Origin of the sequence: Halostagnicola sp. A56 (assembly GCF_000691505.1) — an archaeon.
Lineage (GTDB): Archaea > Halobacteriota > Halobacteria > Halobacteriales > Natrialbaceae > Halostagnicola.
In genome coordinates this window covers 164,425-183,163 of sequence record NZ_JMIP02000013.1, presented here as the reverse complement: position 1 = coordinate 183,163, position 18,739 = coordinate 164,425, and the positions used below count along the sequence as shown (strand labels likewise).

The following is an 18,739-nucleotide window of genomic DNA, read 5'->3' as shown; positions in this document are numbered from 1 at the left end:
TGGTGTGGCGCCTCGAGTCTCGAGTATGGACGACCTCGAGCGACTCGCCGACGAAATCGAACGGGCGGAGACGGTCGTGGCGTTCACCGGTGCGGGAATCTCAGCGCCCTCGGGCGTTCCGACGTTCCGAGGGGAAGACGGCGTCTGGGAGCGCTTCGACGAGGGGCAGTTCACCTACGGGCGATTTCGACGAGATCCCGAGGGATTCTGGGCGGACCGACTCGAACTCCACGAGGCGATGTTCGGCGACGGGTACGAACCGAACGTCGCACACGAAGCGCTCGCGTCGCTGGGTGCGGCGGACCATCTCGACGCGATCATCACGCAGAATACGGACGGATTGCACGAACGGACGCTGCCGGCTGACGAAGCGCAAACCAACGAGGAACGCCAGAACGACACCGGTATCAATTTCGACGAGGGCAACCGGAACGGCTCCGATACCGATCGAGATGCGGAGACGACGCTGCTCGAGTTACACGGAAACGCACACCGGGCGGTTTGTGCGATGTGTAGCCGTCGTATCGACGCCAAGGAAGCCCGCGAGCGAGTCGTTGCCGGCGAACTCCCGCCGACCTGTGACTGCGGCGGAACGTACAAGCCCGACGTCGTCCTGTTCGGCGAGCAGCTTCCGGGTGCGACGCTCCAGCGTGCCCGCTCGCTCGCCCGCGAAAGCGACGTCTTCCTCGCTATCGGCTCCTCGCTCGTCGTCGAACCCGCCGCGTCGCTCCCTCGAGCGGCGAGTTCGACCGGCGCGACGCTCGGGATCGTCAACCTCGAGTCGACGCCCTGTGACGACGCCACGGAGATTGTCCACCGCGAAGACGTAACCGCGGCGCTGCCGGAACTCGAAGCGCTGCTTCTCGAGTGAAGTCACTGCTGCAAATCGAAACGAGTGAGCACATCGACGAACGGTTACGAATCGAACGTCCGTCTAGACGAGATAGGCGTCGATCAGCCGGGCCTGTCCCCGGCGGATGCGTTCGCTGACTGCCTGATCCGAGATACCGAGCGCGCCAGCGACGTCGCTCAGGGTCGATTCCCGGGGGACCGAAAAGAACCCGTACTCGTTCGCGAGCGTCAACGCCTCACGCTGGGACTGGGTCAGAACGCTCTTGCTCTCTTCCGTCTGCTCGCCGTCGGCTATTCGCAGCAAGTCGAACTCGACGCCCTCCCGTTCGAGGAACCGGTGGTACTCGGTAAAGGAGTCGCGATCGGGAAACCGCATCTCGAACGTCCAACGGCCGTCGACGGCACGCCCAGTGAGCAGTTCGCCCCCGAGTGAGACCCATCGTCGGTAGCTCTCGACGACCGCCGTTCGACTCCGATCACTTCGCTCGAGGCGATAGAGGTCCCGACCACCGCTTCGCTCGAGGCGATCGAATCGCGCGACCGTCCGATCTTGCTCGAGCGTGCGGTCGACGTTCGTTTCGCCGGGGGAGCGAATCCAGCAGAAGAGAATCGGTTGGTCCGGGACGAGCGCGTACTGGCGTTCGAGTTCGATCTCGATCGCCGGCACGGCCTCGAGTGTCGGCCCCAGCACGAAATCTGGAGACGCCACTTCGAATTCGGCGAGGAGGCTCATACCCCACGTCGCCGGGCAACACGCAAAACCGTTTAGGCCAGTGATTCTTTTTCCAGCGCGATCGGCATAAGTACAATCTCGACCGCCGGTCACATCACCAAGAATATATTACGCGTCGTTGGCCGCCTCGACCGTGTCGCGGACCGCCTCGACGCCCGCTTCGTGAGCGAGGTTGCCGACGACAATCACGTCGGCGTGGGTCGCCATTCGGAAAGCCGAATCGTAGCCGTCGATGCCGCCGCCGTAGAACAGGGTCGACTCGTCGGTCGCCTCGGCCGCCGCCTCGACGATCGACGGGTCGCCGAAGGTGCCCGAGTACTCGAGGTAGACGATCTCCTGTCCGAACATGCGCTCGGCGATCTGCGCGTAGGCGGCGACGTCTTCAGCCGAGAGGTCGCACTCCGCTTCCGTGTAGGTCGCAACATCCGCGTCGGGGTTCATGACGATGTACGCCTCCGTGGACGTTCGCTCCCAGTCGAGTTCGGTGTCGAGGCGAACCCACTCCTTGTGCGCGCCGGTGATCCAGAACGGCGAACCGGCGTTGAACACCGTTGGAATGAGATAGCCGTCGAGCGCGTCGTCCTCGACGACGACGTCGGGGCTCGAGGGCTCTTGATAGAGCGCGACGTCGTGTTCAGCACAGGCCTCGATGACGGCGCTCATGTTCTCTTCGGTGATCCCCATCGTTCCCCCGACTTCGATGGCGTCGGTTCCGGTCGCACAGAGGTCGCCGTAGGTGACACCCTCCGGAAGATCCTTGTCGGGATCGATCTTGAGGATGTGGTTCCAGTCCTCCCATGGCGTAGTCATACCGCTCCGTTTCCCGACAACGAGCAAAAGCCCTGCGAATCGGTCGTTTCCCGAGAATCGTCGCGTATAACGCTTCGGGCCGGGATTCTGTTGTCTCAGATCCAACGATATCGAACGCGGGTAGGAAACACGAGCGGGCCGACCGCCGTCGCTCAGACGACCGCTCTGAACGCGACGACGGAGACGACGCCGGAAACCAGCGCCAGCAAAATGTTCTCCGTACGCCACATGACGAGCAGTACGACGCCGCCGGCGCCCCACTCGGCGGGGCCGCCCGCCGCGAGTTCGGGACCGAGCAGCGCGATCACGATCGCGCCCGGTAACACCGAGAGTCCCGCCTCGAGGCGGTCGCTCACGTCGAATCGGCTCAACAGCCACAGGCCGCCGACTTTCGTGAGGACCGTGGCGGCCGCCATCGCCAGGATCACGGCGACGACGGTCGGCTCGAGCGAGAGCGCTCCCTCACCCGTCATGGCGAATCACCTCGACGAGCGCGGCCGCGAGGCCGCCCACGATGACGTACCACTGTCCGGGGAGGACGTTCGCCGCGGCGATGGCCGTTCCCAGCGCGACGAGCCACGGGACCAGCGTCGAGGTTCCTTCCCAGAGCTCGACAGCGAGGGCGACGAACACTGCAGCCAGGATGAAATCGAAGCCGTACTGTTGGGGGTCGCCGATCGCGCCGCCGACGGTCGCCCCGAGGATGGTCGAGACGACCCAGAACAACCACAGGACGAGTCCGCTTCCCAGCAGGAACGCTCCCCGCCCGCTGCCCGACTTGAGATCGCGCATCGTCAGCGCCCAGTTCTCGTCGGCCATGAAAAACAGGCTCCCGTAGGCCTGTCTCGAGGTGAGTTTGCGAAACCACGGTCGGAGCGCCGCGCCCATCAGCGAGTATCGCAGGTTGATCGCGAACGTCGCGAAAACGATGGCCGCCACCGGAATCGGATCGGCCCAGAGTTCGACCGCCACGATTTGAGACGCGCCGGCGAGCACCACTGCGCTCATGAACGCGGCTTCGGCGACGCTGAGTCCAGACTGGCGCGCGAGCACGCCGAAAGCGACGCCGTAGCCGCCGACGCCGATCGCGATCGGGATGCACGTGAGGATTCCGGTCCGGACCCCGTCTCGAGAGAACGTGACGGACTCGATCTGGGTCTCGATCGGAGAGCGTTCGCTCGCGACCTCGGACGACTCTGCCGGGACAGATTCGTCAGTATTCGGATCAGACGACATTGACTCGGTCTCCTCGGATCGAAGACATTCGGTACGTAAATCGCTCCCGAAACCGCATGCCGATAGCCGGCTTCGCCGAAAACAATCGCCATGTCATTCTGTCTCCGAACGCCACGAATTGAGTCATAAAAAGAATTGTCGTGGTGTGCCCCACGGTATCGAAAGGCAATATAATCCGTTCAATCACTTGAATGACAGCTTCAACTCGACTCCGGCGTTCGAATCGACACTAGATCAGATCCCGTGGCCCATCAGGTGACTGCGCAACACGTCGGCTTCCTTGTTCCCGGTGCCGGTGTTCAAGATCACGATCGTTTCGTCGCCGTCGAACTCTCCGTTTTCCGCCAATTCCCACGCCCCGCTCGCGGCGGCGGCGCAGGTGGGGGCCATCTCGAGCCCCTCGCCTTTCGCCACCGCGATCGCGGCCTCGAGGATGTCGTCGTCGTCGGTGGCGACCGCGCCGCCGTCGGTCTCTCTGAGCGCCTCGAGAATCCACGGGCTCGCGCCGGGATCCGGAATCTCGATCCCGCCGCAGATCGTGTCCGGGTGCTCGACGGGGTCGTGCTCGTTGCGTCCCGCCTCGAACGCTTCGACGATTGGCGCACAGCCGTCGGCCTGCGCGGCGTAGAGTTTCGGCAATTCGTCGGTTATTCCGAGACGTTCGAACTCCTGTGCTGCTTTGTACATCCCCACGAGCCCGACGCCGCCGCCGGTCGGGTAGACGATCGCGTCGGGGACCGCCCACTCGAGCTGTTCGACGATCTCGTAGAACATCGTCTTCTTTCCCTCGTGACGGTACGGCGTCGAGAACGTCTGCAGGGAGTACCACTCGTCGTTCTCCACCAGCGCCTCCTCAAAGGCAGCGCCGGCGTCGTCGATCCGTCCGCCGACGACGTTCATCTCGCCGCCGTGGACGTTTATCATCGCCTTGTTCGTGAAACTCGAGCGGGAGGGGACGAAAACCTCCGAGTCGAGGTCGGCCCGTCCGGCGTAGGCCGCCCCGGCCTGCCCCGCGTTGCCCGCGGACGCCAGCGCGACGGTGTCGGCTCCGTGCTGCGTTGCGGCCGTCACCGCGACGGTCTGTCCTCGATCCTTGAACGTCCCCGTCGGATTCCGTCCCTCGTCTTTGACCAGCACCCGGCCGACCCCCAGCTCCTCGGCTAACTTTTCGCACTCGACCAGCGGCGTCGCTCCCTCGTCCATCGTCACCGCCGATTGCCGGGTAAACGGGAGGAGTTCCTCGTAGCGCCACAGCGAGTCGAACGACCGGGACTCGATCGAGTCGCGATCGAGGTCGATCGCCCCGTACTCGTAGGCCGGGTCGAGAATCCCCCCGCAGTCCGGACACTCGTGGGTCGCGTCCTCGGCGTCGAAGGCCGCCCCGCAGTCGATACACTCGAGGCCGCGGAAGGCGTCTGTCGTCTCCATACCGTCCGGTTCGTCGCCCAGAACTAAGGACTGTCCATTGGCGTCGGTCGCCCCGCTCGAGCGCCATACCTGCTGAAACAACCTGAAGTGCCAGTGCGACGAGAAACGGTCAACGGTACGTCTCGAGAACGGAAGACAGCAGACGCGAATACCCGCAGAATCAGTTGTCGCCGGCTTTCGACTGCCACTCGTAGTCGCGTCGTTTGGCGGACTTGCCAAAGCCACACGAGGAGCACTTGCCCTTCTTGACGTGGTACGATTTCTCGCCACAGCGTCGACACTTGACGTGTGTCGTCTTGTTCTTCTTTCCTTGGCTCGGGGTTCCTGCGCCAGTCATGGAGTGATCGAAACGACGTTATCGCCGCGTATAATGGTTGTGTCTTCGCCCGGCGCGTCGTCCGTGAGTTCGTCTTCGACGGGAATCGAGACGTCCTCTAGGACGAGGTTCATGTGTTGGTCGTAGCCCGTGAGGTCGCCGACGTACTCGTCGCCGCTTTTCAGTCGGACGGTGACCCGTTCGTCGAGTGACGCCTCGAGGACGTCTAGCGGTCGTCCACTCATACGAAAGAGCGCAAGTGATGGACACTTAATCGTACCGGTCGTCTCCGATACGGGTAAGCTATCACGAAACTCCTCTCTTCGGCCCCTGAAATCCCACGATTGGGCGAGTGAGTAATACACTCTTCGAAATATCTCTCTCGAGACAACTGGTGCTGGTCGCCAAACGAGAGGAGACGACACAACCGACACGACGGGACCGCCGGTCTGAGAGCCCTGTCGGCGATCTTCCCACCGAAACACTCGTTCGTTCCAGCACAACGGCTAAGTGAACGCCCGTGGACTGATTCCGTATGGGAAAGAAATTCACCCTCATCGAGTTGCATCTGGACGGCGACACGCAACTGGGTCCGAAAACGATCAACGATGCGTTGCCCTTCGGCGAGACCGTCGAGTCTGACGACGTCGAATCCGACGACCGCGACGACGAGGCGGCGGCCGACGACGACTCGAGCGGGAAAGGGGCGCTCGGCGTCCTCGTCGGACTCGCTCTCCTAGTCAGCATTGGCGTCGCACTGAAGAAGTTCCGCGGTGACGAGGACGAAGACGAGTTCGAGCAGCGCGAGGAACCGGACGTCATCGTCAACTAGCCGTACTCGCTGCCGAGATGCGCGGCCAGCAACCGAGCCGAACGCTTTTGCGTCCGCTTGTCCTACTCCGTCTATGAACCTTTATCGCAGCGCTCGAGCAGTCGCGGGCGCGTCGGGGGACGACGCGGTCGATTGGCGCTCCGCCGCCGAGGCCGCCAAGGCCGCGACCGACGCCGGGTCGCTCGAGCTGGCCCCGGGCGAGCGCGAAGCCTACGCTCGAGACGTTCGCGAAGCGCGGGCGGGGATTCGGGAGGTCTCCGGGGCAACGTTCGATGTTCCCGATACCATCGAGATCCAGAACCGCCACCACTGGATCGACGCCAACGTCGCGACCTTTGAGCGGGTGATGGCACCGATCGAGAGCCACACCGAGGCGTTCCCGGGCGTCGCTCGCACGATCAACACGGGAACGATGACGGTTTTGCTATCCTTTCTCGGCCGAAACGTCCTCGGACAGTACGATCCGCTGTTGCTCGCCGACCGGCCCACGGACGATCACGCGCTCTACTTCGTTAGGCCGAACATTCTCAACGCGGCCGCGGCACTCGAGGTCGATCCGAACCGGTTCCGGCGCTGGATCGCGTTCCACGAGGTGACTCACGCCGCCGAGTTCGGGGCCGCGCCGTGGCTCTCCGATCACCTTGAGCGCCGGATGGAACGGGGGATCGACTCGCTCGCCGACGGGAGCTTCGACAAGGCGACGTTCCGCGAGCTAGACGCCGCGATGACCGTCGTCGAGGGCTACGCCGAGTTGCTGATGGACCACGCGTTCGACGACGAATACGCGGACCTTCGGCGAAAGCTAGACGCGCGGCGTCAGGGTCGAGGCCCGCTCCAGCGGCTGTTCCGCCGGCTGCTCGGACTGGGACTCAAACAGCGCCAGTACGAACGCGGGAAGAACTTCTTTGAACACGTCGTTCGGATTCGCGACCTCGAGACCGCGAGTCGGGTGTGGGAACAGCCCGAAGCCCTGCCGAGTCACAACGAACTCGATGCGCCGGAAACGTGGGTTCGACGCATCGAACGCTAGCGCTCGTCGTCCGCACCGTCGGACCGTTCTTTTTCGTCTGATACTCCGGCGGGCTGATGGTTAGCACGCCAGCTATATCGATCGGATACCACTAGGTAGCAATGGTTTCGCTCGATACTGTCTTCGACTTGCTCCGAGACGAACGCCGCCGTCACGTCCTCTACCACCTGAAAGATAGCGGTGGCGAGGTTTCGGTCGAGGAACTGTTAGACGTCGTCGCCGCCTGGGAGACGAACACGCCACCCCCCGAAATACCCGAGGACTTCCTCGCCGAACTCGAACTCGAGTTACAGCACGTCCACCTTCCGAAGGCGAGCACCGTCGAGTTCATCGAGTACGATCCGGCCGAGCGGACCGTGAAGATCCGGGGTGCGCCGTCAGAATTTAAAACGGTCGTAACGGTCGCCCGTCTGATCGAACGGCCGACCGAAGAGTGATCGACGTTCGTCCGTTCATCGGTTCTCTTCCGTGTCGGGACGGTGGCAAGTTCAGTTTCCCACGGTTCTCAGCTGGTAATCCAGCGGACGTACCAGAGTAGGCTGGCCCCCACCACCAGTCCGGCCAACACCGAGAGGCCGACGACGAGCACCGTCCCACCCCCAAAAAGCGCCATCAACCCGCTCGAGAGGCCGACGAGCGCGACGAACCCGGCTTGCAGCCGACTGCTCACCGACCGACTGCTCCGGGGGACGTTCCGTCGGCTCACAGCTGATGTGGCGCGCTGACGTGCATCGTTCGGAACCGCCAGTCCGCACCAGCGTCCCCGTCTCGTCGCTCGAGCGTCCCGCTCCAGCGCGTCTCGAATCGCCACCGCTCCACGCTCTGCGTGTCCGTCCACGCCAACGTCACCTCGTCGGCGACGGTCGCGTACGCGCCGTGATCCGTCGCGACGAGGTCGTGGCTGTCGACGGTCCAGTCGTCGGTCGTCTCGGTCTGTTCGGCCAGCGCGTCGGCGACCGCGTCGTAGCCAAACAGCGACTCGCTCACGCCGAACTTCGTCGTCGACGGCGCCTCGAGAAAGTACGACTCCAACTGCCCGCCTCGACGCAGCGTCTCGTAGTACTCGCGAACCGTGTCCTCGACGGTCATACGTAGCGACTGGGGACCGGCGTACAAAGTCCCACCGGCGAGAGGGGTTGCGGGTCGTCGGCGAGAGAATTAGCGGGCCATCACAGAGACGGTTAGCAGGCCGCCAGCGATGTGCTCACATGAAGCCGCGGTCGACCTCGTCCGCCTCGATGAGGTCGTCGAGCTCCTCGCTCAGGAGTTTCTCCGCTTCGTCGAAGCGGTCCGCGAGGCTGTCGAGTTCGTCCGGCCGGTCGTACTGATCGTACGCCATCGGCCCGAATGCCGGACTCTCGAGGGCGTCCATCACGTCGTCGAAGAAGTCCTCCGGCGTCGTCGGCGCGTCCGCGTGAGTCTCGACGACTGTCTCGAGTCGCTTTGCGACCGATTCGGCGTGGGCTTCGTCCTCGGGCGGAGACTGGACCGCGAACCGGCCGCCGCTCTCTCGCTCGGGCAGGAAGGACCCGATTTCGTCGTCGAGACTGCGAGCGACCCGCGTCCCGACGCCGTGGACCTCGAAGGGATTCTTGGCGTAGGTCTTCAGAAAGAAAACGCCCGCGCCGGGGTGGGCGAGGTACATGTCTTCTCCGACGCCGCCGGCCCGGTCGCCGGCGACCGCACGCCAGCCCTCCGGGTCGGCGTCGTGGTCGGTGACGTCCTCGAGCACGTCCTTGAACTCTCGGATCCGCATAGTCGTCCTTAGAAAGCGGGGAGAAAGAACGTATCGATCCGGCGTGTCGGCAGGCAGCGACCGACGAGCGGACCAAAAAGAATACGAGACCCCATCCCGCAGAACGGATAGCTTCGCTCGCATTATGGCACTGCCCGACATTCAATGGTTCACCGAACTGTTTCGCGAATCGCCGATCGAAAGTTCGCTCGTCTCGGTCGCGCCACTACTCCTCGCGCTCGGCCAGTTGGGAAACAGCTACGTCAATGACGTTTCACCGGCGATCGCCATCGGCTTCGCGCTCGCGATGGTCGTCTTCGCCGTCGTCGCGACCGGCCATCACGCCGCCGCTCACCGACTCCGAACCCTCGAGTCAGGCCGCCCACAGTAGGCGAGCGCACTCACCCTCGATCGGAGTCGGACACAATAGCTCTCGCGTCGCGCGATTCGTAGGCGTCGTATCCCGACAGACAGGTGATGACCAGCCCGGAGCCGGCAGTACTCCAGAACGAACCGCCGGTTAGCTCGAGGAACGTCGCTCCGACGAGCAACCAGAGTCCGAGCGCTGCGACCAACGCCGCGACACCGGTATTGCGCGGAATGCCGTTCGAGAGCCGGTAGTAGTTGTAGCTCCCGGCGAGGAACACGGTGAGACCGACCGCGACGTTGTTCCACACTGCGGCCGTTCCGACGTCGTAAACGAACACGGAGAGTGCAACCCAGAGTCCGATCACCGCGACGACGCTTGCGAACCCCGTGGGACGGCGCTCGTCGCTCGCGTCCGGAGGGCCGTCGGCTCGCGAAGTTTCGCTCGAGGGAGTCCGGTCGATTGGTTTTCTACCGTTCACGGTGGCGATCGACTCGAGTTGTGTTGATTTGCTCTCTCGCGGTTACTCGAGGGCGAATTCTCCCGCCCGTCTCCATCAGGTGTCCGCCGCCCGTACCGAAAACGAGAACGTCGACCCCTCGCCGGGTTCGGAGTCGACCCAGATGTCCCCGCCGTGACGTTCGACGATCCGCTCGCAGATCGCGAGACCGATACCGGTGCCGTCGTACTCGATCCGGCTGTGGAGTCGATCGAAGACGTCGAACACTCGGGCGGTATCCTCGGAGTCGATGCCGATCCCATCGTCGCTGACCGATACGATCACCTCCCCGCCGCGTCGCTCGCTCGAGACGCGAATACGGGGCGACCCCTCGCCGTTGTACTTGATCGCGTTGCTGAACAGATTCTGCAGGACCTGTCGCAACTGGCTCGGGTCCCCGGTGACGCGGGGAAGCGAATCGACGGTGATCTCCGCGTCCTGCTCGTCTATCTGGATGCTGAGGCTCTCGCGAACGTCCGCGACGACGTCGTCTAACTCGACCGGTTCGAAGTTGTTCCCGTGGGTCTCGACGCGGGAGTAGGTGAGCAACGCCTCGATCATCTTCCGCATTCGCTCTGCGCCGCCGACGGCGAACTCGAGGAACTCCCGTCCGGTGTCGTCGAGTTCGTCGTCGTACTGGTTATCGATGAGTTCGAGATAACTCGAAATCATGCGGAGCGGTTCCTGCAGGTCGTGTGAGGCCGCGTACGCGAACTGCTCGAGTCGTTCGTTCGATTCTCTCAGCGCTTCTTCGCGGTGTTTCTGTTGTAGTTCGTACTTGACCCACTGGCCCATCAGGTGGTGGAAGGTTCGTTCCGCCGGCGAAAACTCGCGCGAGCGTCCCTCGCTCGAGACGAAAAAGAACGTGCGGTTCTGACACTCCTCGAGTTCGATTCGCGTTCCGAGGTAGGTCTCGATGCCGAACTCCTCGTAGGCCGCCATCCCTTCGAATCCGTCACCGACCGGATCGGTGATACTGACCGTTTCCCGACCGCTGGCGATCGTCTGACAGTAGGCTTCCGAAAGCGGGACCGTTCGATCGGTGAGAACGGTCTCGTCGGAATCGCTCGTCAGTTCGACCTCGAGTTCGTCGCTGGATTCGTCAATCCGTGCGATGCAACCGACCTCGAGGTCGAAGCGCTCACAGCCGAGGGCGAAAATCGCGTCCAGTTTCTCCTCGAACGTGCGGTCGGTGTCGGCGGCGATCTCGTAGAGCGTTCGCTGGTGGCGCTCGCGTTCTTCCTGCTGAAGTTCGTATTTGACCCACTGGCTCAGCAGTCGGTGAAACGCTCGCTCGTCGTCGGTAAATCCTTCCGGTCTCGAGTCGCTGGCGGCGAAAAAGAACGTCCGATCGCTCGCGGCTTCGAACGGCAGGTGAGTTCCGATGTACGTCGAGAGCCCACACTTCTGATGGGGCGCCGTCTCGCCGGTGTCGGCGATCGACGGCTCGGTGACGGTCGAGACATCGGGGCCGTCGATCACCGCGGGACAGAACGTCTCCGAAAGCGGGAGTTCGAGACCCGGTTCGAACGTCTCGCAGGGAGCGTTCGTGTGCTCCAGTTCGAACGAGTCCTCGTCGGGATCGACGCGAGCCAACCCGCCGAAATCGAGATCGAACCGCTCGCAGCCGAGTTCGAACAGCGACTGGAGCTTTTCCTCGAAACTCTGGCTCCCATCGGCCATAATCTCGTTTTGTCGCTGTAGAGACCGGCGGCGCTCTTTCAGTTCGTTTTTCGTCGTCGATCGGTCGTGGAGCGTCTCCAGCATCCGATCGACGGTGTTCTCTGAGTCCTCCGCGCCGAAGAACTCCTCGGGCGGCGTGTAGTAGAAATTCTGGCAGATGGTCTGGTTCTGAACGACGTACGGATGCGTCTCGATGATATCCTGAATCAGTTCCGCCGAGAGACGCTCGCGGTCGTACTGACAGAGCGTGATGGCGTCTGCGGAAGGGCTCAACTGATCGAGCCGGGTTTCGTACTCGATGAGGTCCTCGAGCGGGATCTCGCGTCGAGCATCCACGTCATCTCGCCAGTCACCCGAAACCCCTCGTACGCGTCGGCGGCCTCGGCTATCTCCGCCGAGAGTAACGAGAGCATCTCGTCGGGGTCGAACCCCCCGTTTCTGAGGTAGGTGTTCTCGGCCGTTTCGATCGTCAACGCGCCGGACTCGAGGGCCGCTTCCGCGTCGATTCCCGCGCGTTCTATCGCCGATTCGATCTCCGCCCTGTCGTGTTCGTGGACGATATACAGGCACCGCTCGCACCGTTCGAGGCCCTGCCGAACGAACGGAATCGCGGTTTGAAGCTGTTCGTCCCTCGAGTCGTAGACGAGCGCGAGGTGATCGTTCGACCCGTGATGGCTCGAGGACTCGACCGGGCCGCGAAAGTCGTCGATCGCCTGGAGGGCTTCGATTCCGTCAGCGGATCTCGGCTCGCGCGTCTCCGTGGTGGATTCGATTTTGCTCATGGTCAGTTCCTGTCCGGCCTCGGGAAGACAGCCGGTCCTGATCGGGCGGGTACCGACGATATCGGCGAAGATCGATGAGACGGCAGTTCGGTCGGTTGCAAATCCGATGTGCGCTCCCAACGCGGGAGTTCGTGTAGGAAAGTCACCGGGCGGACGCGTAAAAATCCGTGGGTGGTATGGGGGCTATCGTGTGGTGGCACGCTTCAAGAACGCCTAAATCCCTACCCCGGTTGGGACCACGTATGGACGCGTACGAGCGGATTATGCGAAACGCCGAGGAGGTCGTCACCGACGAGGAGGTACGGGAACTCGCCGCCGATCCGGCGGGCAAGCGCGCCTACGTCGGCTACGAACCTTCGGGAGTCTTGCATCTCGGGCATCTTCTGACCGCGAACAAGCTGATCGATCTGCAGGACGCCGGCCTCGAGGTCGTCGTCTTGCTCGCGGACGTCCACGCCTACCTGAACGGGAAGGGGACCTTCGAGGAGATTCGCGAGACCGCAGAGCAGATGAAAGCCCAGTTCATCGCCTACGGCCTCGACGAGGACTCGGCGGAGTTCGTCTACGGCTCCGAGTTCCAACTCGACGAGGAGTACACGCTCGATCTCCACACACTCGAACTCGAGACGACGCTGAACCGCGCCCAGCGCGCGATGGCCGAAATTCAGGGCGGCGACACGGCGAAGGTGAGTCACGTCGTCTACCCGCTGATGCAAACGTTGGACATCGAGTACCTCGACTTGGACCTCGCCGTGGGCGGGATCGACCAGCGGAAAGTCCACATGCTCGCCCGCGAGGAGCTGCCCGAACTGGGCTACGACGTTCGCCCAGCGCTACACACGCCAATCGTCGCCGACCTCACGACCGGCGAGGGGAAGATGTCCTCGAGCGAGGGCGTTACGATTTCGATGGAGGACTCGACCGAGGAACTCGAGGAGAAGGTCAACTCCGCGTTCTGTCCGCCGACTGCAGATCCAGAAGGCGACCTCGAGAATCCGGTCCTCGAACTGTTCGAGTACCACGTCTTCCCGCGCTTTAGCGAAATCGTCGTCGAGCGACCCGACGAGTACGGTGGGAACATCAGCTACGAACAGTACGAGGCGCTCGAAGCCGACCTCGAGTCGGGCGAACTCCACCCTGCGGACGCGAAGGGAACCCTCGCGAGCTACCTCGACGAACTGATCGCGCCGGGCCGCCAGAAGCTTCGAGAGATCCGCTCCTGAAGATTTGCTCGAGAGGAGCGGAATTTTCTACAAACGGTACCGAGTTTCCGTGAACTCGAGAAGGGTAGAACCACGTGCGGTGGCGCGCGCTGAATCGCGCTGAGTGAGACGAAGCGCGATTCAATGATGTGCGAGGGATGAGGGAGCGAGCGTGCGAGTGACCGAATCGGTTGGGGAGGGCGTGGAAATTAATGTTGCCACGTAAGTTGAGTATTGAAAACGTCCGTCGGGCATCCGGGCGCCACTACATGCTCTGCAAAACGAGTACTCTCGATCGGAGACGTTCTCGAGACCGGAAAAAGAAGCGGCTTCGTCGCATTCAAGAGCCAGCCACGCAAGCACCCGGCATGGAAAAACTCGAGCGACTCGAGGAGTACCTCGAGGATCGCGACCTCGACTCGATCTGGTTCGCGCGGCCGAACTCCTTCGCCTGGCTCACTGGTGGGTCGAACGTCGTCGATCGATCGGCCGACGCCGGCGTCGCGGCGATCGGCTACGACGGCGACGAACTGACGCTACTCGCCGACAACATCGAAGCCGATCGCATCCTCACAGAGGAGTGTCCGGACCTCGAGCACACACCCGAACTCGAGCGATTTCCGTGGTACGAAACGGACCTCGAGGACGCACTCATGGAGTACGCCGGCGAGAACGCCGCGGCCGATATCGACATTCCGTGGTTCGAACGCGTCGACGCGAGCGCGCTCCGCCAACCCCTGACTGAACAGGACCGCCAGCGGTACCGCGACCTCGGTGCCGAAACGGCCGCCGCCGTCGAAGCGGTCTGTCACGAACTGCAAAGCGAGGACACCGAACACGAGGTTGCCTCGGCGCTGCGAGTCGCGCTCTCGGCTCGAGAGATCGAAGCGCCGGTGGTACTCGTCGGCGGCGCAGAGCGCGCCCCGACGTATCGCCACTACACGCCCAAACGCGAGCAACTGGGCGACTACGCGCTCGTCTCGGTGACCGCCGAACGAGACGGATTGCATGCGAGTTGTACCAGAACCGTCGCGTTCGACCCGCCCGAGTGGCTCGAGCAGCGCCACGAGGCCGCGACCCGCGTCGAGACCACGGCCCTCGCGGCTACGCAGGAGTACGCCACCTTGGGTGTAAATTCGGTGGAAACAGACTCGAGCGAGAGGAAAACCTCAGCCGCAGCAGGCACGGCGGGCGACGTCTTCGCCGAAATCGAGCACGCCTACGACGCGGTCGGCTGGGACGGCGAGTGGCAGAACCACCATCAGGGCGGTGCTGCCGGATTCGCTGGCCGAGAGTGGATCGCCACGCCGGACCTCGAGGCGGCCGTCCGGACGCCGATGGCCTACGCCTGGAATCCGACGGTCCAGGGGGCCAAAAGCGAGGGGACCGTTCTCGTCACCGACGACGGTTCGAACCGCTGACGACCACCGGCCAGTGGCCGACGGTGACCGCTCGAGCGGTCGACCGAGACCTCGAACTCGAGCGCCCGGGGATTCTCGGCATTCACGAGTGAGGGTGCCGGCGTCCGATTTCGCACGCTGATACGCTGATGCCGCAATGGCGCCCAACCCAATGAAAAGACGCTCTAGCGGTGGTTTCGCTCGAGTGCGGTCAGCACTTCAAAACCGCGCCGTTAGCTCGTACTCGAGCCCGTGGACGAATCGCCGTCCTCGGACGGCTCGTCGGGTTCAGCCCCGTCGTCGAATTCAGCCCCACCGGTGGATTCTCCCGCATCGCCGGCATCCGATTCGTCTTCTGGCGTTTCATCGTCGACCGTGATCGTGACCGGGTCGGTGTCCTCGTCGCTCTCGAGGTCCGTCGTTCCGTCCCGATCGAGCAGTCGATCGAGCGTGAAGATGGTGTTCAGTTCCTGTTGGACCTGATCGACGACGCCGCCGACGAGTTCACTCGGCTGAATTGCCGTGTACTCGTAAGGGTTGTTTCCCGCGCCCTCGCTGGCACGTTTTTCACGGATGACGCGGTCTTCCTCGTGCAGTTCCGCGAGCGCCTCGCGGACGGTGCTCGGATAGAGGCCGGTCCCCTTCGCGACCTCCTCGGACGTGCTCCCGGCGTTGGCTAGCAAGTATACGTAGATTTTCGCTCGTGTCTCCGTATCGAGGATCCACGAGAGGAGATCGACGATCCGCTGGTCGACCTCTTCAGCAGCCGTTTCGCGCGGCCGGTCGCCAGACCCGTCGGGGCCTGTCGGCCCGTCGCTGCGATCGTCCGAATCGTCTGGCTGGTGGCCGTCGATCTCGTCCGAAGCCATGTTTCTCGTTGAGGTAAAGTCATCCGTACTGTTAAAGGTTTGCTGACGGCCGCTTGCACGGTGAACGCACGCGATTTCCGCTACGAGTCAGTTACTCGGTCTCGAGGAACAACGAGTCACAGAGCGCGTCCTCGCCGCGAGTCTGTCGCAGTTGTCGCTGAGATTCGGCCCCGCTCGGGGCCTCGTAGACGGCTTTGATCCCGTCGATTCCGAGCCGTTCGCACTCGCGGTCGACCACTTCTCCCAATCCGATCGTTCCCTCGAGGTCGCGGTCGATGAACGTCGCGTCGTGGCCGTAGCGGATCGCGCGCCACTTGTTCTCGTCTAAGAGTTCGCGTCTGTGTCGCTGACCCGGCGTTCCGTCCTCGTACTCCTCGGCGAGCGCTTCGACGAGCGCGTGGGCGTACTCGACGAACGCGAGGACGACGTTCGGATCGGCCTGTCCGTCTGGCGTTCGAATCTCGACGGTCCCGTGTTCGGTGTGCGGGCGGACGTCGTACCAGAGTTCGCCCCGGTCGCGGATCGAGTCGGTCTCGAGCATCCGACGCTCGAAGGTGTCGAAGGCCTCGTAGTCCTCGAAGTGGGTTGGCATCCCCGTGTTCGGTAGGGCTTCGAAAATCTTCGCTCGGGCCGATTCGAGGCCGGTGTCGAACCCACACCAGTACGGCGAGTTCGCAGAGAGAGCGAGCATGATCGGGACGTACCACCGGAGTTCGTTCGCGATCCAGACCGCCTTGTCGGCGTCGTCGACGCCGACGTGGACGTGGACGCCCGCAGTGGTGTTTCGGTGCTGTGGGTACTGGATCCGGTCGAGCTGGGACTTGTAACGGGGCTTCTCGGCGTGTTCGAGTTCGCGCCACTTCGCGAGCGGGTGCAGCCCCGCGGCGGCGATCCGGTAGCCGTTGTCCTCGGCGTGTTCGACCAGCGCCCGCCGAATCTCGAGGAGCGCCTCTCGAGCGTCTTCGGGGCGCTCGATCAGCGGCGTCTGGGTTTCGATGACGAACTTGAACAGTTCGTGATCGAGTCGCCCCTCGAGCACTTCGGGCGGGTCGTGTTCGTAGACGAGTTCGTCCGTCCCGCTCGTGGGCCGTCCGTCGGCGTCGACGACGAAACATTCCTCTTCGATGCCCAGTGTGCCCATCCGTGTGAACGATTCCGAGGACCCGCGTTCCATCGTCCGTGGGTTTACTCCGCGGCGGTAAATACGGTTTGGACTCGACCGCATCGGTCGGCCAGAACGGGGAGAAAGCTACCGAGCGCGGTCACTTCGGCCGCGCGACGACTGCGAGGTGATCCGTGTGGTAGTCGTCTAGCCGCTGGCTCTCGACGAGTTCGTACCCCATCTCATCTTCCGTCAGTTCGTCTCGAGCGTCCGCGAAGACGGCTGCCGGATCGCGCGTCACGTCTTCGCTTCGCGCCTTGATCGCGAGCAATAGGCGGCCGTCGTCCGCCAGAAACCGACGATTCTCGAGCGCGACGCGTGCTTGCCCCCGCGTCGCGACGTCCTGTACAATCGCGTCGACGCCGGACTCGACGACGTGGGCGTACGTGTTTGGCTTGCGGGCGTCTTTCAACAGCGGAAACAGGTTCGGTCGCGACTCGGCGGCCGAGAGGAGTTCGCGGGCGGGTCGGGGCGCGAACTCCACCGCGTAGGTCGGCCCCGCGACATCGGCGACGTGGCTCACCGTCGTTCCGCTCGCCGCGCCGAGATACAGTACGGTCTCGCCGCCCTCGAGGCCGTGGTCCATCCCGAGTTCGATCATCGCACCGAGTTTCGATCGATGGGGGTCCCACGCGCGCCACTCGCCGTCTGTCGGTTCTCCGTAGACCGACTCCCCTCGAGTGGCGAGTCGCTGCTGCCCGTCGATCTGCCGTCGCTGGATGCCGTCGGGGAGTTTACTCATCCATCTCCCCTCCGTTTGTTCCCTCGACTGCACCGCTATTGCCGTTCCCGCCGTCGTACTCGTCGCCGGTGCGAGCGCGGATCGTCTCGAGTCGCTCGGTCAGTTCGGCCTCGAGGTCGGGTCGGTACTCGCCGGAGTAGTGATCGACGCGCGCGGCGATGGAGAGCTTCCCCGCCAGGCGCGCGCCGCGGAGCCGCGATTTTCCGGGGGCGTTCCGCGAACGCCGTCGTGCATGTAGATGATTCCGTGTTTCGGCGAGGGAGCGTGCCCGCGGAGGTGGGCGAACAGCGCGTCTTCGGCACCCAGCACCTGCACGGTCCCGCTCGGTTTCTTCGCCAGCGACTCGAGGCCGCCGGCCAACGAGATGAGCCTCGCCCCGAGTACCGGTCCGGCCAGCGCGGCCAGATTTGGCGCGACAGTCGGCATCGTCTGCTCGACGTACGCTCGCAACCCATCGGCTTCCGCCTCGAGGTCGACCACCTGTTCGGCCAGCGAGACGACGGCGGTCTCGCCCGGTTCGGGCTCGGTTGCCGCGAGGTCTCGCGCGTACTCGATCCCCGATCCGGCTTCGGGGTCGAGCGTGCCGGCCCACTCCGCGACCCGCTCTGCGAGTTCGTTCGCGGTCCGCTGGCAGTCGTCCATCGCGCGTATCGCGTGGATCAACTGGCTGTCGTCGGCTCGTTCGCGCTCGGTGACGGCCGCTCGAGTCGCGGCCATCGTCGCCCGGTGGAGGCGGTCGTAGTAGGCGTCCTCGTCCTCGACCGCGCCTTCACCGACGGCGCGATCGGGCCATGAGTCCGGTTCGTCGGCGCTGCCGTCGCGAATCGCGGCGACGAGCACATCGTCGTCCGCGTCGGAGTCGGCCGCGAGGGGGGCGAACCATCCCGATGATTCGGTCATGCTCGTCCGTTTCCGCCGCGCGCGATTAAAGGCCCCGCTCGGCCGGTCGGGTCGCTCGTCGTCGGCTCGCACGGCCGCTGGTCGTTCGGTAAACGGTATGAGAGCGGCGCTCGAGTCGGTTGCGAACGCCAATCTGCGAACGAGGAGGAGTCGGAAGAACA

Annotated in this window: 22 protein-coding genes and 2 pseudogenes; 7 read left to right on the top strand and 17 right to left on the bottom strand. The window is 63.8% G+C overall.

The window, feature by feature from the left end:
• Positions 1–25 precede the first annotated feature (25 nt).
• Positions 26–871 carry a Sir2 family NAD-dependent protein deacetylase gene (locus EL22_RS01700; RefSeq protein ID WP_050049862.1) on the top strand — a complete coding sequence of 282 codons (846 nt, stop codon included), beginning with the start codon at positions 26–28 and terminating at the stop codon, positions 869–871.
• Between the two features lie 63 nt (positions 872–934).
• On the opposite strand, the gene EL22_RS01695 is transcribed toward EL22_RS01700, so the two are convergent.
• From EL22_RS01695 to EL22_RS01660, 7 genes are all read right to left on the bottom strand, one after another.
• Complete coding sequence (locus tag EL22_RS01695; RefSeq protein ID WP_050049861.1) at positions 935–1,585, bottom strand: helix-turn-helix domain-containing protein; 651 nt, start codon at positions 1,583–1,585, stop codon at positions 935–937.
• A gap of 108 nt (positions 1,586–1,693) precedes the next feature.
• Positions 1,694–2,395, bottom strand: a complete 702-nt coding sequence (locus EL22_RS01690; protein ID WP_050049860.1) for a phosphoglycerol geranylgeranyltransferase — start codon at positions 2,393–2,395, stop codon at positions 1,694–1,696.
• 152 nt (positions 2,396–2,547) lie between these two features.
• A complete protein-coding gene (locus EL22_RS01685; protein ID WP_050049859.1) occupies positions 2,548–2,868 on the bottom strand; it encodes an AzlD family protein in 321 nt (106 codons plus the stop codon).
• A complete protein-coding gene (locus tag EL22_RS01680) occupies positions 2,858–3,631 on the bottom strand; it encodes an AzlC family ABC transporter permease (protein ID WP_050049858.1) in 774 nt (257 codons plus the stop codon). Before EL22_RS01680 ends, EL22_RS01685 begins: the two co-directional genes overlap by 11 nt.
• A 234-nt stretch (positions 3,632–3,865) precedes the next feature.
• Positions 3,866–5,059, bottom strand: a complete 1,194-nt coding sequence (locus tag EL22_RS01670; RefSeq protein ID WP_050049856.1) for a threonine synthase — start codon at positions 5,057–5,059, stop codon at positions 3,866–3,868.
• Positions 5,060–5,219: 160 nt separating this feature from the next.
• Positions 5,220–5,396, bottom strand: coding sequence for a 50S ribosomal protein L37e (locus tag EL22_RS01665; RefSeq protein WP_050049855.1), 177 nt, complete (start codon positions 5,394–5,396; stop codon positions 5,220–5,222).
• Positions 5,393–5,620, bottom strand: coding sequence for an LSM domain-containing protein (locus tag EL22_RS01660; protein WP_050049854.1), 228 nt, complete (start codon positions 5,618–5,620; stop codon positions 5,393–5,395). The genes EL22_RS01665 and EL22_RS01660 overlap by 4 nt, the downstream gene beginning before the upstream one ends.
• Before the next feature lie 290 nt (positions 5,621–5,910).
• Between EL22_RS01660 and EL22_RS01655 the strand changes: the two genes are divergently transcribed.
• The 3 genes from EL22_RS01655 to EL22_RS01645 all read left to right on the top strand — a co-directional run bounded on the left by EL22_RS01655 (position 5,911) and on the right by EL22_RS01645 (position 7,674).
• The gene (locus EL22_RS01655) at positions 5,911–6,207 is read left to right on the top strand and encodes a hypothetical protein (protein ID WP_050049853.1); all 297 of its coding nucleotides are present in this window, start codon (positions 5,911–5,913) and stop codon (positions 6,205–6,207) included.
• Positions 6,208–6,280: 73 nt separating this feature from the next.
• Positions 6,281–7,237: a zinc-dependent metalloprotease gene (locus tag EL22_RS01650; protein WP_050049852.1), complete on the top strand. Its 957-nt coding sequence runs from the start codon at positions 6,281–6,283 to the stop codon at positions 7,235–7,237.
• Between the two features lie 101 nt (positions 7,238–7,338).
• Positions 7,339–7,674 (top strand): hypothetical protein, encoded by a 336-nt coding sequence (locus EL22_RS01645; protein WP_050049851.1) that lies wholly within the window; start codon positions 7,339–7,341, stop codon positions 7,672–7,674.
• Positions 7,675–7,742: 68 nt separating this feature from the next.
• On the opposite strand, the gene EL22_RS01640 is transcribed toward EL22_RS01645, so the two are convergent.
• The 3 genes from EL22_RS01640 to EL22_RS01630 form a co-directional block, all read right to left on the bottom strand.
• Positions 7,743–7,907 (bottom strand): hypothetical protein, encoded by a 165-nt coding sequence (locus tag EL22_RS01640; RefSeq protein WP_231587859.1) that lies wholly within the window; start codon positions 7,905–7,907, stop codon positions 7,743–7,745.
• Positions 7,908–7,939: 32 nt separating this feature from the next.
• Entirely contained in the window at positions 7,940–8,326 is a 387-nt protein-coding gene (locus EL22_RS01635; protein WP_050049849.1) for a nuclear transport factor 2 family protein, read from the bottom strand.
• 115 nt (positions 8,327–8,441) lie between these two features.
• Complete coding sequence (locus tag EL22_RS01630; protein WP_050049848.1) at positions 8,442–8,993, bottom strand: hypothetical protein; 552 nt, start codon at positions 8,991–8,993, stop codon at positions 8,442–8,444.
• A gap of 124 nt (positions 8,994–9,117) precedes the next feature.
• On the opposite strand from EL22_RS01630, the gene EL22_RS01625 reads away from it, so the two are divergent.
• Entirely contained in the window at positions 9,118–9,363 is a 246-nt protein-coding gene (locus tag EL22_RS01625) for a hypothetical protein (protein WP_050049847.1), read from the top strand.
• 10 nt (positions 9,364–9,373) lie between these two features.
• Here EL22_RS01625 and EL22_RS01620 read toward each other — a convergent pair whose 3' ends face one another.
• The 3 genes from EL22_RS01620 to EL22_RS18915 all read right to left on the bottom strand — a co-directional run bounded on the left by EL22_RS01620 (position 9,374) and on the right by EL22_RS18915 (position 12,423).
• Positions 9,374–9,820: a hypothetical protein gene (locus tag EL22_RS01620; RefSeq protein WP_050049846.1), complete on the bottom strand. Its 447-nt coding sequence runs from the start codon at positions 9,818–9,820 to the stop codon at positions 9,374–9,376.
• A 75-nt stretch (positions 9,821–9,895) separates the two neighbouring features.
• Positions 9,896–11,857, bottom strand: coding sequence for an ATP-binding protein (locus tag EL22_RS18920; RefSeq protein ID WP_050049845.1), 1,962 nt, complete (start codon positions 11,855–11,857; stop codon positions 9,896–9,898).
• Positions 11,791–12,423, bottom strand: coding sequence for an MEDS domain-containing protein (locus tag EL22_RS18915; RefSeq protein WP_050049844.1), 633 nt, complete (start codon positions 12,421–12,423; stop codon positions 11,791–11,793). Before EL22_RS18915 ends, EL22_RS18920 begins: the two co-directional genes overlap by 67 nt.
• 122 nt (positions 12,424–12,545) lie before the next feature.
• Here EL22_RS18915 and EL22_RS01605 point away from each other — a divergent pair, with 122 nt between their 5' ends.
• Together EL22_RS01605 and EL22_RS01600 are read left to right on the top strand one after the other, a co-directional pair.
• Positions 12,546–13,526 carry a tyrosine--tRNA ligase gene (locus EL22_RS01605; RefSeq protein WP_050049843.1) on the top strand — a complete coding sequence of 327 codons (981 nt, stop codon included), beginning with the start codon at positions 12,546–12,548 and terminating at the stop codon, positions 13,524–13,526.
• 347 nt (positions 13,527–13,873) lie between these two features.
• Positions 13,874–15,018 (top strand): annotated as a pseudogene (locus EL22_RS01600) (M24 family metallopeptidase).
• A gap of 120 nt (positions 15,019–15,138) precedes the next feature.
• Here EL22_RS01600 and EL22_RS01595 read toward each other — a convergent pair.
• From EL22_RS01595 to EL22_RS01580, 4 genes and pseudogenes are all read right to left on the bottom strand, one after another.
• Positions 15,139–15,774: a helix-turn-helix domain-containing protein gene (locus tag EL22_RS01595; protein WP_050049842.1), complete on the bottom strand. Its 636-nt coding sequence runs from the start codon at positions 15,772–15,774 to the stop codon at positions 15,139–15,141.
• Positions 15,775–15,865: 91 nt separating this feature from the next.
• On the bottom strand, positions 15,866–16,948 hold the full coding sequence (locus tag EL22_RS01590) for a glutamate--cysteine ligase (protein WP_050049841.1): 1,083 nt from the start codon (positions 16,946–16,948) through the stop codon (positions 15,866–15,868).
• 88 nt (positions 16,949–17,036) lie between these two features.
• The gene (locus EL22_RS01585; protein WP_050049840.1) at positions 17,037–17,678 is read right to left on the bottom strand and encodes a fibrillarin-like rRNA/tRNA 2'-O-methyltransferase; all 642 of its coding nucleotides are present in this window, start codon (positions 17,676–17,678) and stop codon (positions 17,037–17,039) included.
• Positions 17,671–18,578 (bottom strand): annotated as a pseudogene (locus EL22_RS01580) (NOP5/NOP56 family protein). The gene EL22_RS01585 and the pseudogene EL22_RS01580 overlap by 8 nt, the downstream one beginning before the upstream one ends.
• Positions 18,579–18,739 lie beyond the last annotated feature (161 nt).

What these genes read in the sequence shown, in the direction of transcription:
- EL22_RS01700 (WP_050049862.1), top strand. Translation starts at nt 26, where the DNA reads ATGGACGACCTCGAGCGACTCGCCGACGAAATCGAACGGGCGGAGACG.
- EL22_RS01695 (WP_050049861.1), bottom strand. Translation starts at nt 1,585, where the DNA reads ATGAGCCTCCTCGCCGAATTCGAAGTGGCGTCTCCAGATTTCGTGCTG.
- EL22_RS01690 (WP_050049860.1), bottom strand. Translation starts at nt 2,395, where the DNA reads ATGACTACGCCATGGGAGGACTGGAACCACATCCTCAAGATCGATCCC.
- EL22_RS01685 (WP_050049859.1), bottom strand. Translation starts at nt 2,868, where the DNA reads ATGACGGGTGAGGGAGCGCTCTCGCTCGAGCCGACCGTCGTCGCCGTG.
- EL22_RS01680 (WP_050049858.1), bottom strand. Translation starts at nt 3,631, where the DNA reads ATGTCGTCTGATCCGAATACTGACGAATCTGTCCCGGCAGAGTCGTCC.
- EL22_RS01670 (WP_050049856.1), bottom strand. Translation starts at nt 5,059, where the DNA reads ATGGAGACGACAGACGCCTTCCGCGGCCTCGAGTGTATCGACTGCGGG.
- EL22_RS01665 (WP_050049855.1), bottom strand. Translation starts at nt 5,396, where the DNA reads ATGACTGGCGCAGGAACCCCGAGCCAAGGAAAGAAGAACAAGACGACA.
- EL22_RS01660 (WP_050049854.1), bottom strand. Translation starts at nt 5,620, where the DNA reads ATGAGTGGACGACCGCTAGACGTCCTCGAGGCGTCACTCGACGAACGG.
- EL22_RS01655 (WP_050049853.1), top strand. Translation starts at nt 5,911, where the DNA reads ATGGGAAAGAAATTCACCCTCATCGAGTTGCATCTGGACGGCGACACG.
- EL22_RS01650 (WP_050049852.1), top strand. Translation starts at nt 6,281, where the DNA reads ATGAACCTTTATCGCAGCGCTCGAGCAGTCGCGGGCGCGTCGGGGGAC.
- EL22_RS01645 (WP_050049851.1), top strand. Translation starts at nt 7,339, where the DNA reads ATGGTTTCGCTCGATACTGTCTTCGACTTGCTCCGAGACGAACGCCGC.
- EL22_RS01635 (WP_050049849.1), bottom strand. Translation starts at nt 8,326, where the DNA reads ATGACCGTCGAGGACACGGTTCGCGAGTACTACGAGACGCTGCGTCGA.
- EL22_RS01630 (WP_050049848.1), bottom strand. Translation starts at nt 8,993, where the DNA reads ATGCGGATCCGAGAGTTCAAGGACGTGCTCGAGGACGTCACCGACCAC.
- EL22_RS01625 (WP_050049847.1), top strand. Translation starts at nt 9,118, where the DNA reads ATGGCACTGCCCGACATTCAATGGTTCACCGAACTGTTTCGCGAATCG.
- EL22_RS01605 (WP_050049843.1), top strand. Translation starts at nt 12,546, where the DNA reads ATGGACGCGTACGAGCGGATTATGCGAAACGCCGAGGAGGTCGTCACC.
- EL22_RS01595 (WP_050049842.1), bottom strand. Translation starts at nt 15,774, where the DNA reads ATGGCTTCGGACGAGATCGACGGCCACCAGCCAGACGATTCGGACGAT.
- EL22_RS01590 (WP_050049841.1), bottom strand. Translation starts at nt 16,948, where the DNA reads ATGGAACGCGGGTCCTCGGAATCGTTCACACGGATGGGCACACTGGGC.
- EL22_RS01585 (WP_050049840.1), bottom strand. Translation starts at nt 17,678, where the DNA reads ATGAGTAAACTCCCCGACGGCATCCAGCGACGGCAGATCGACGGGCAG.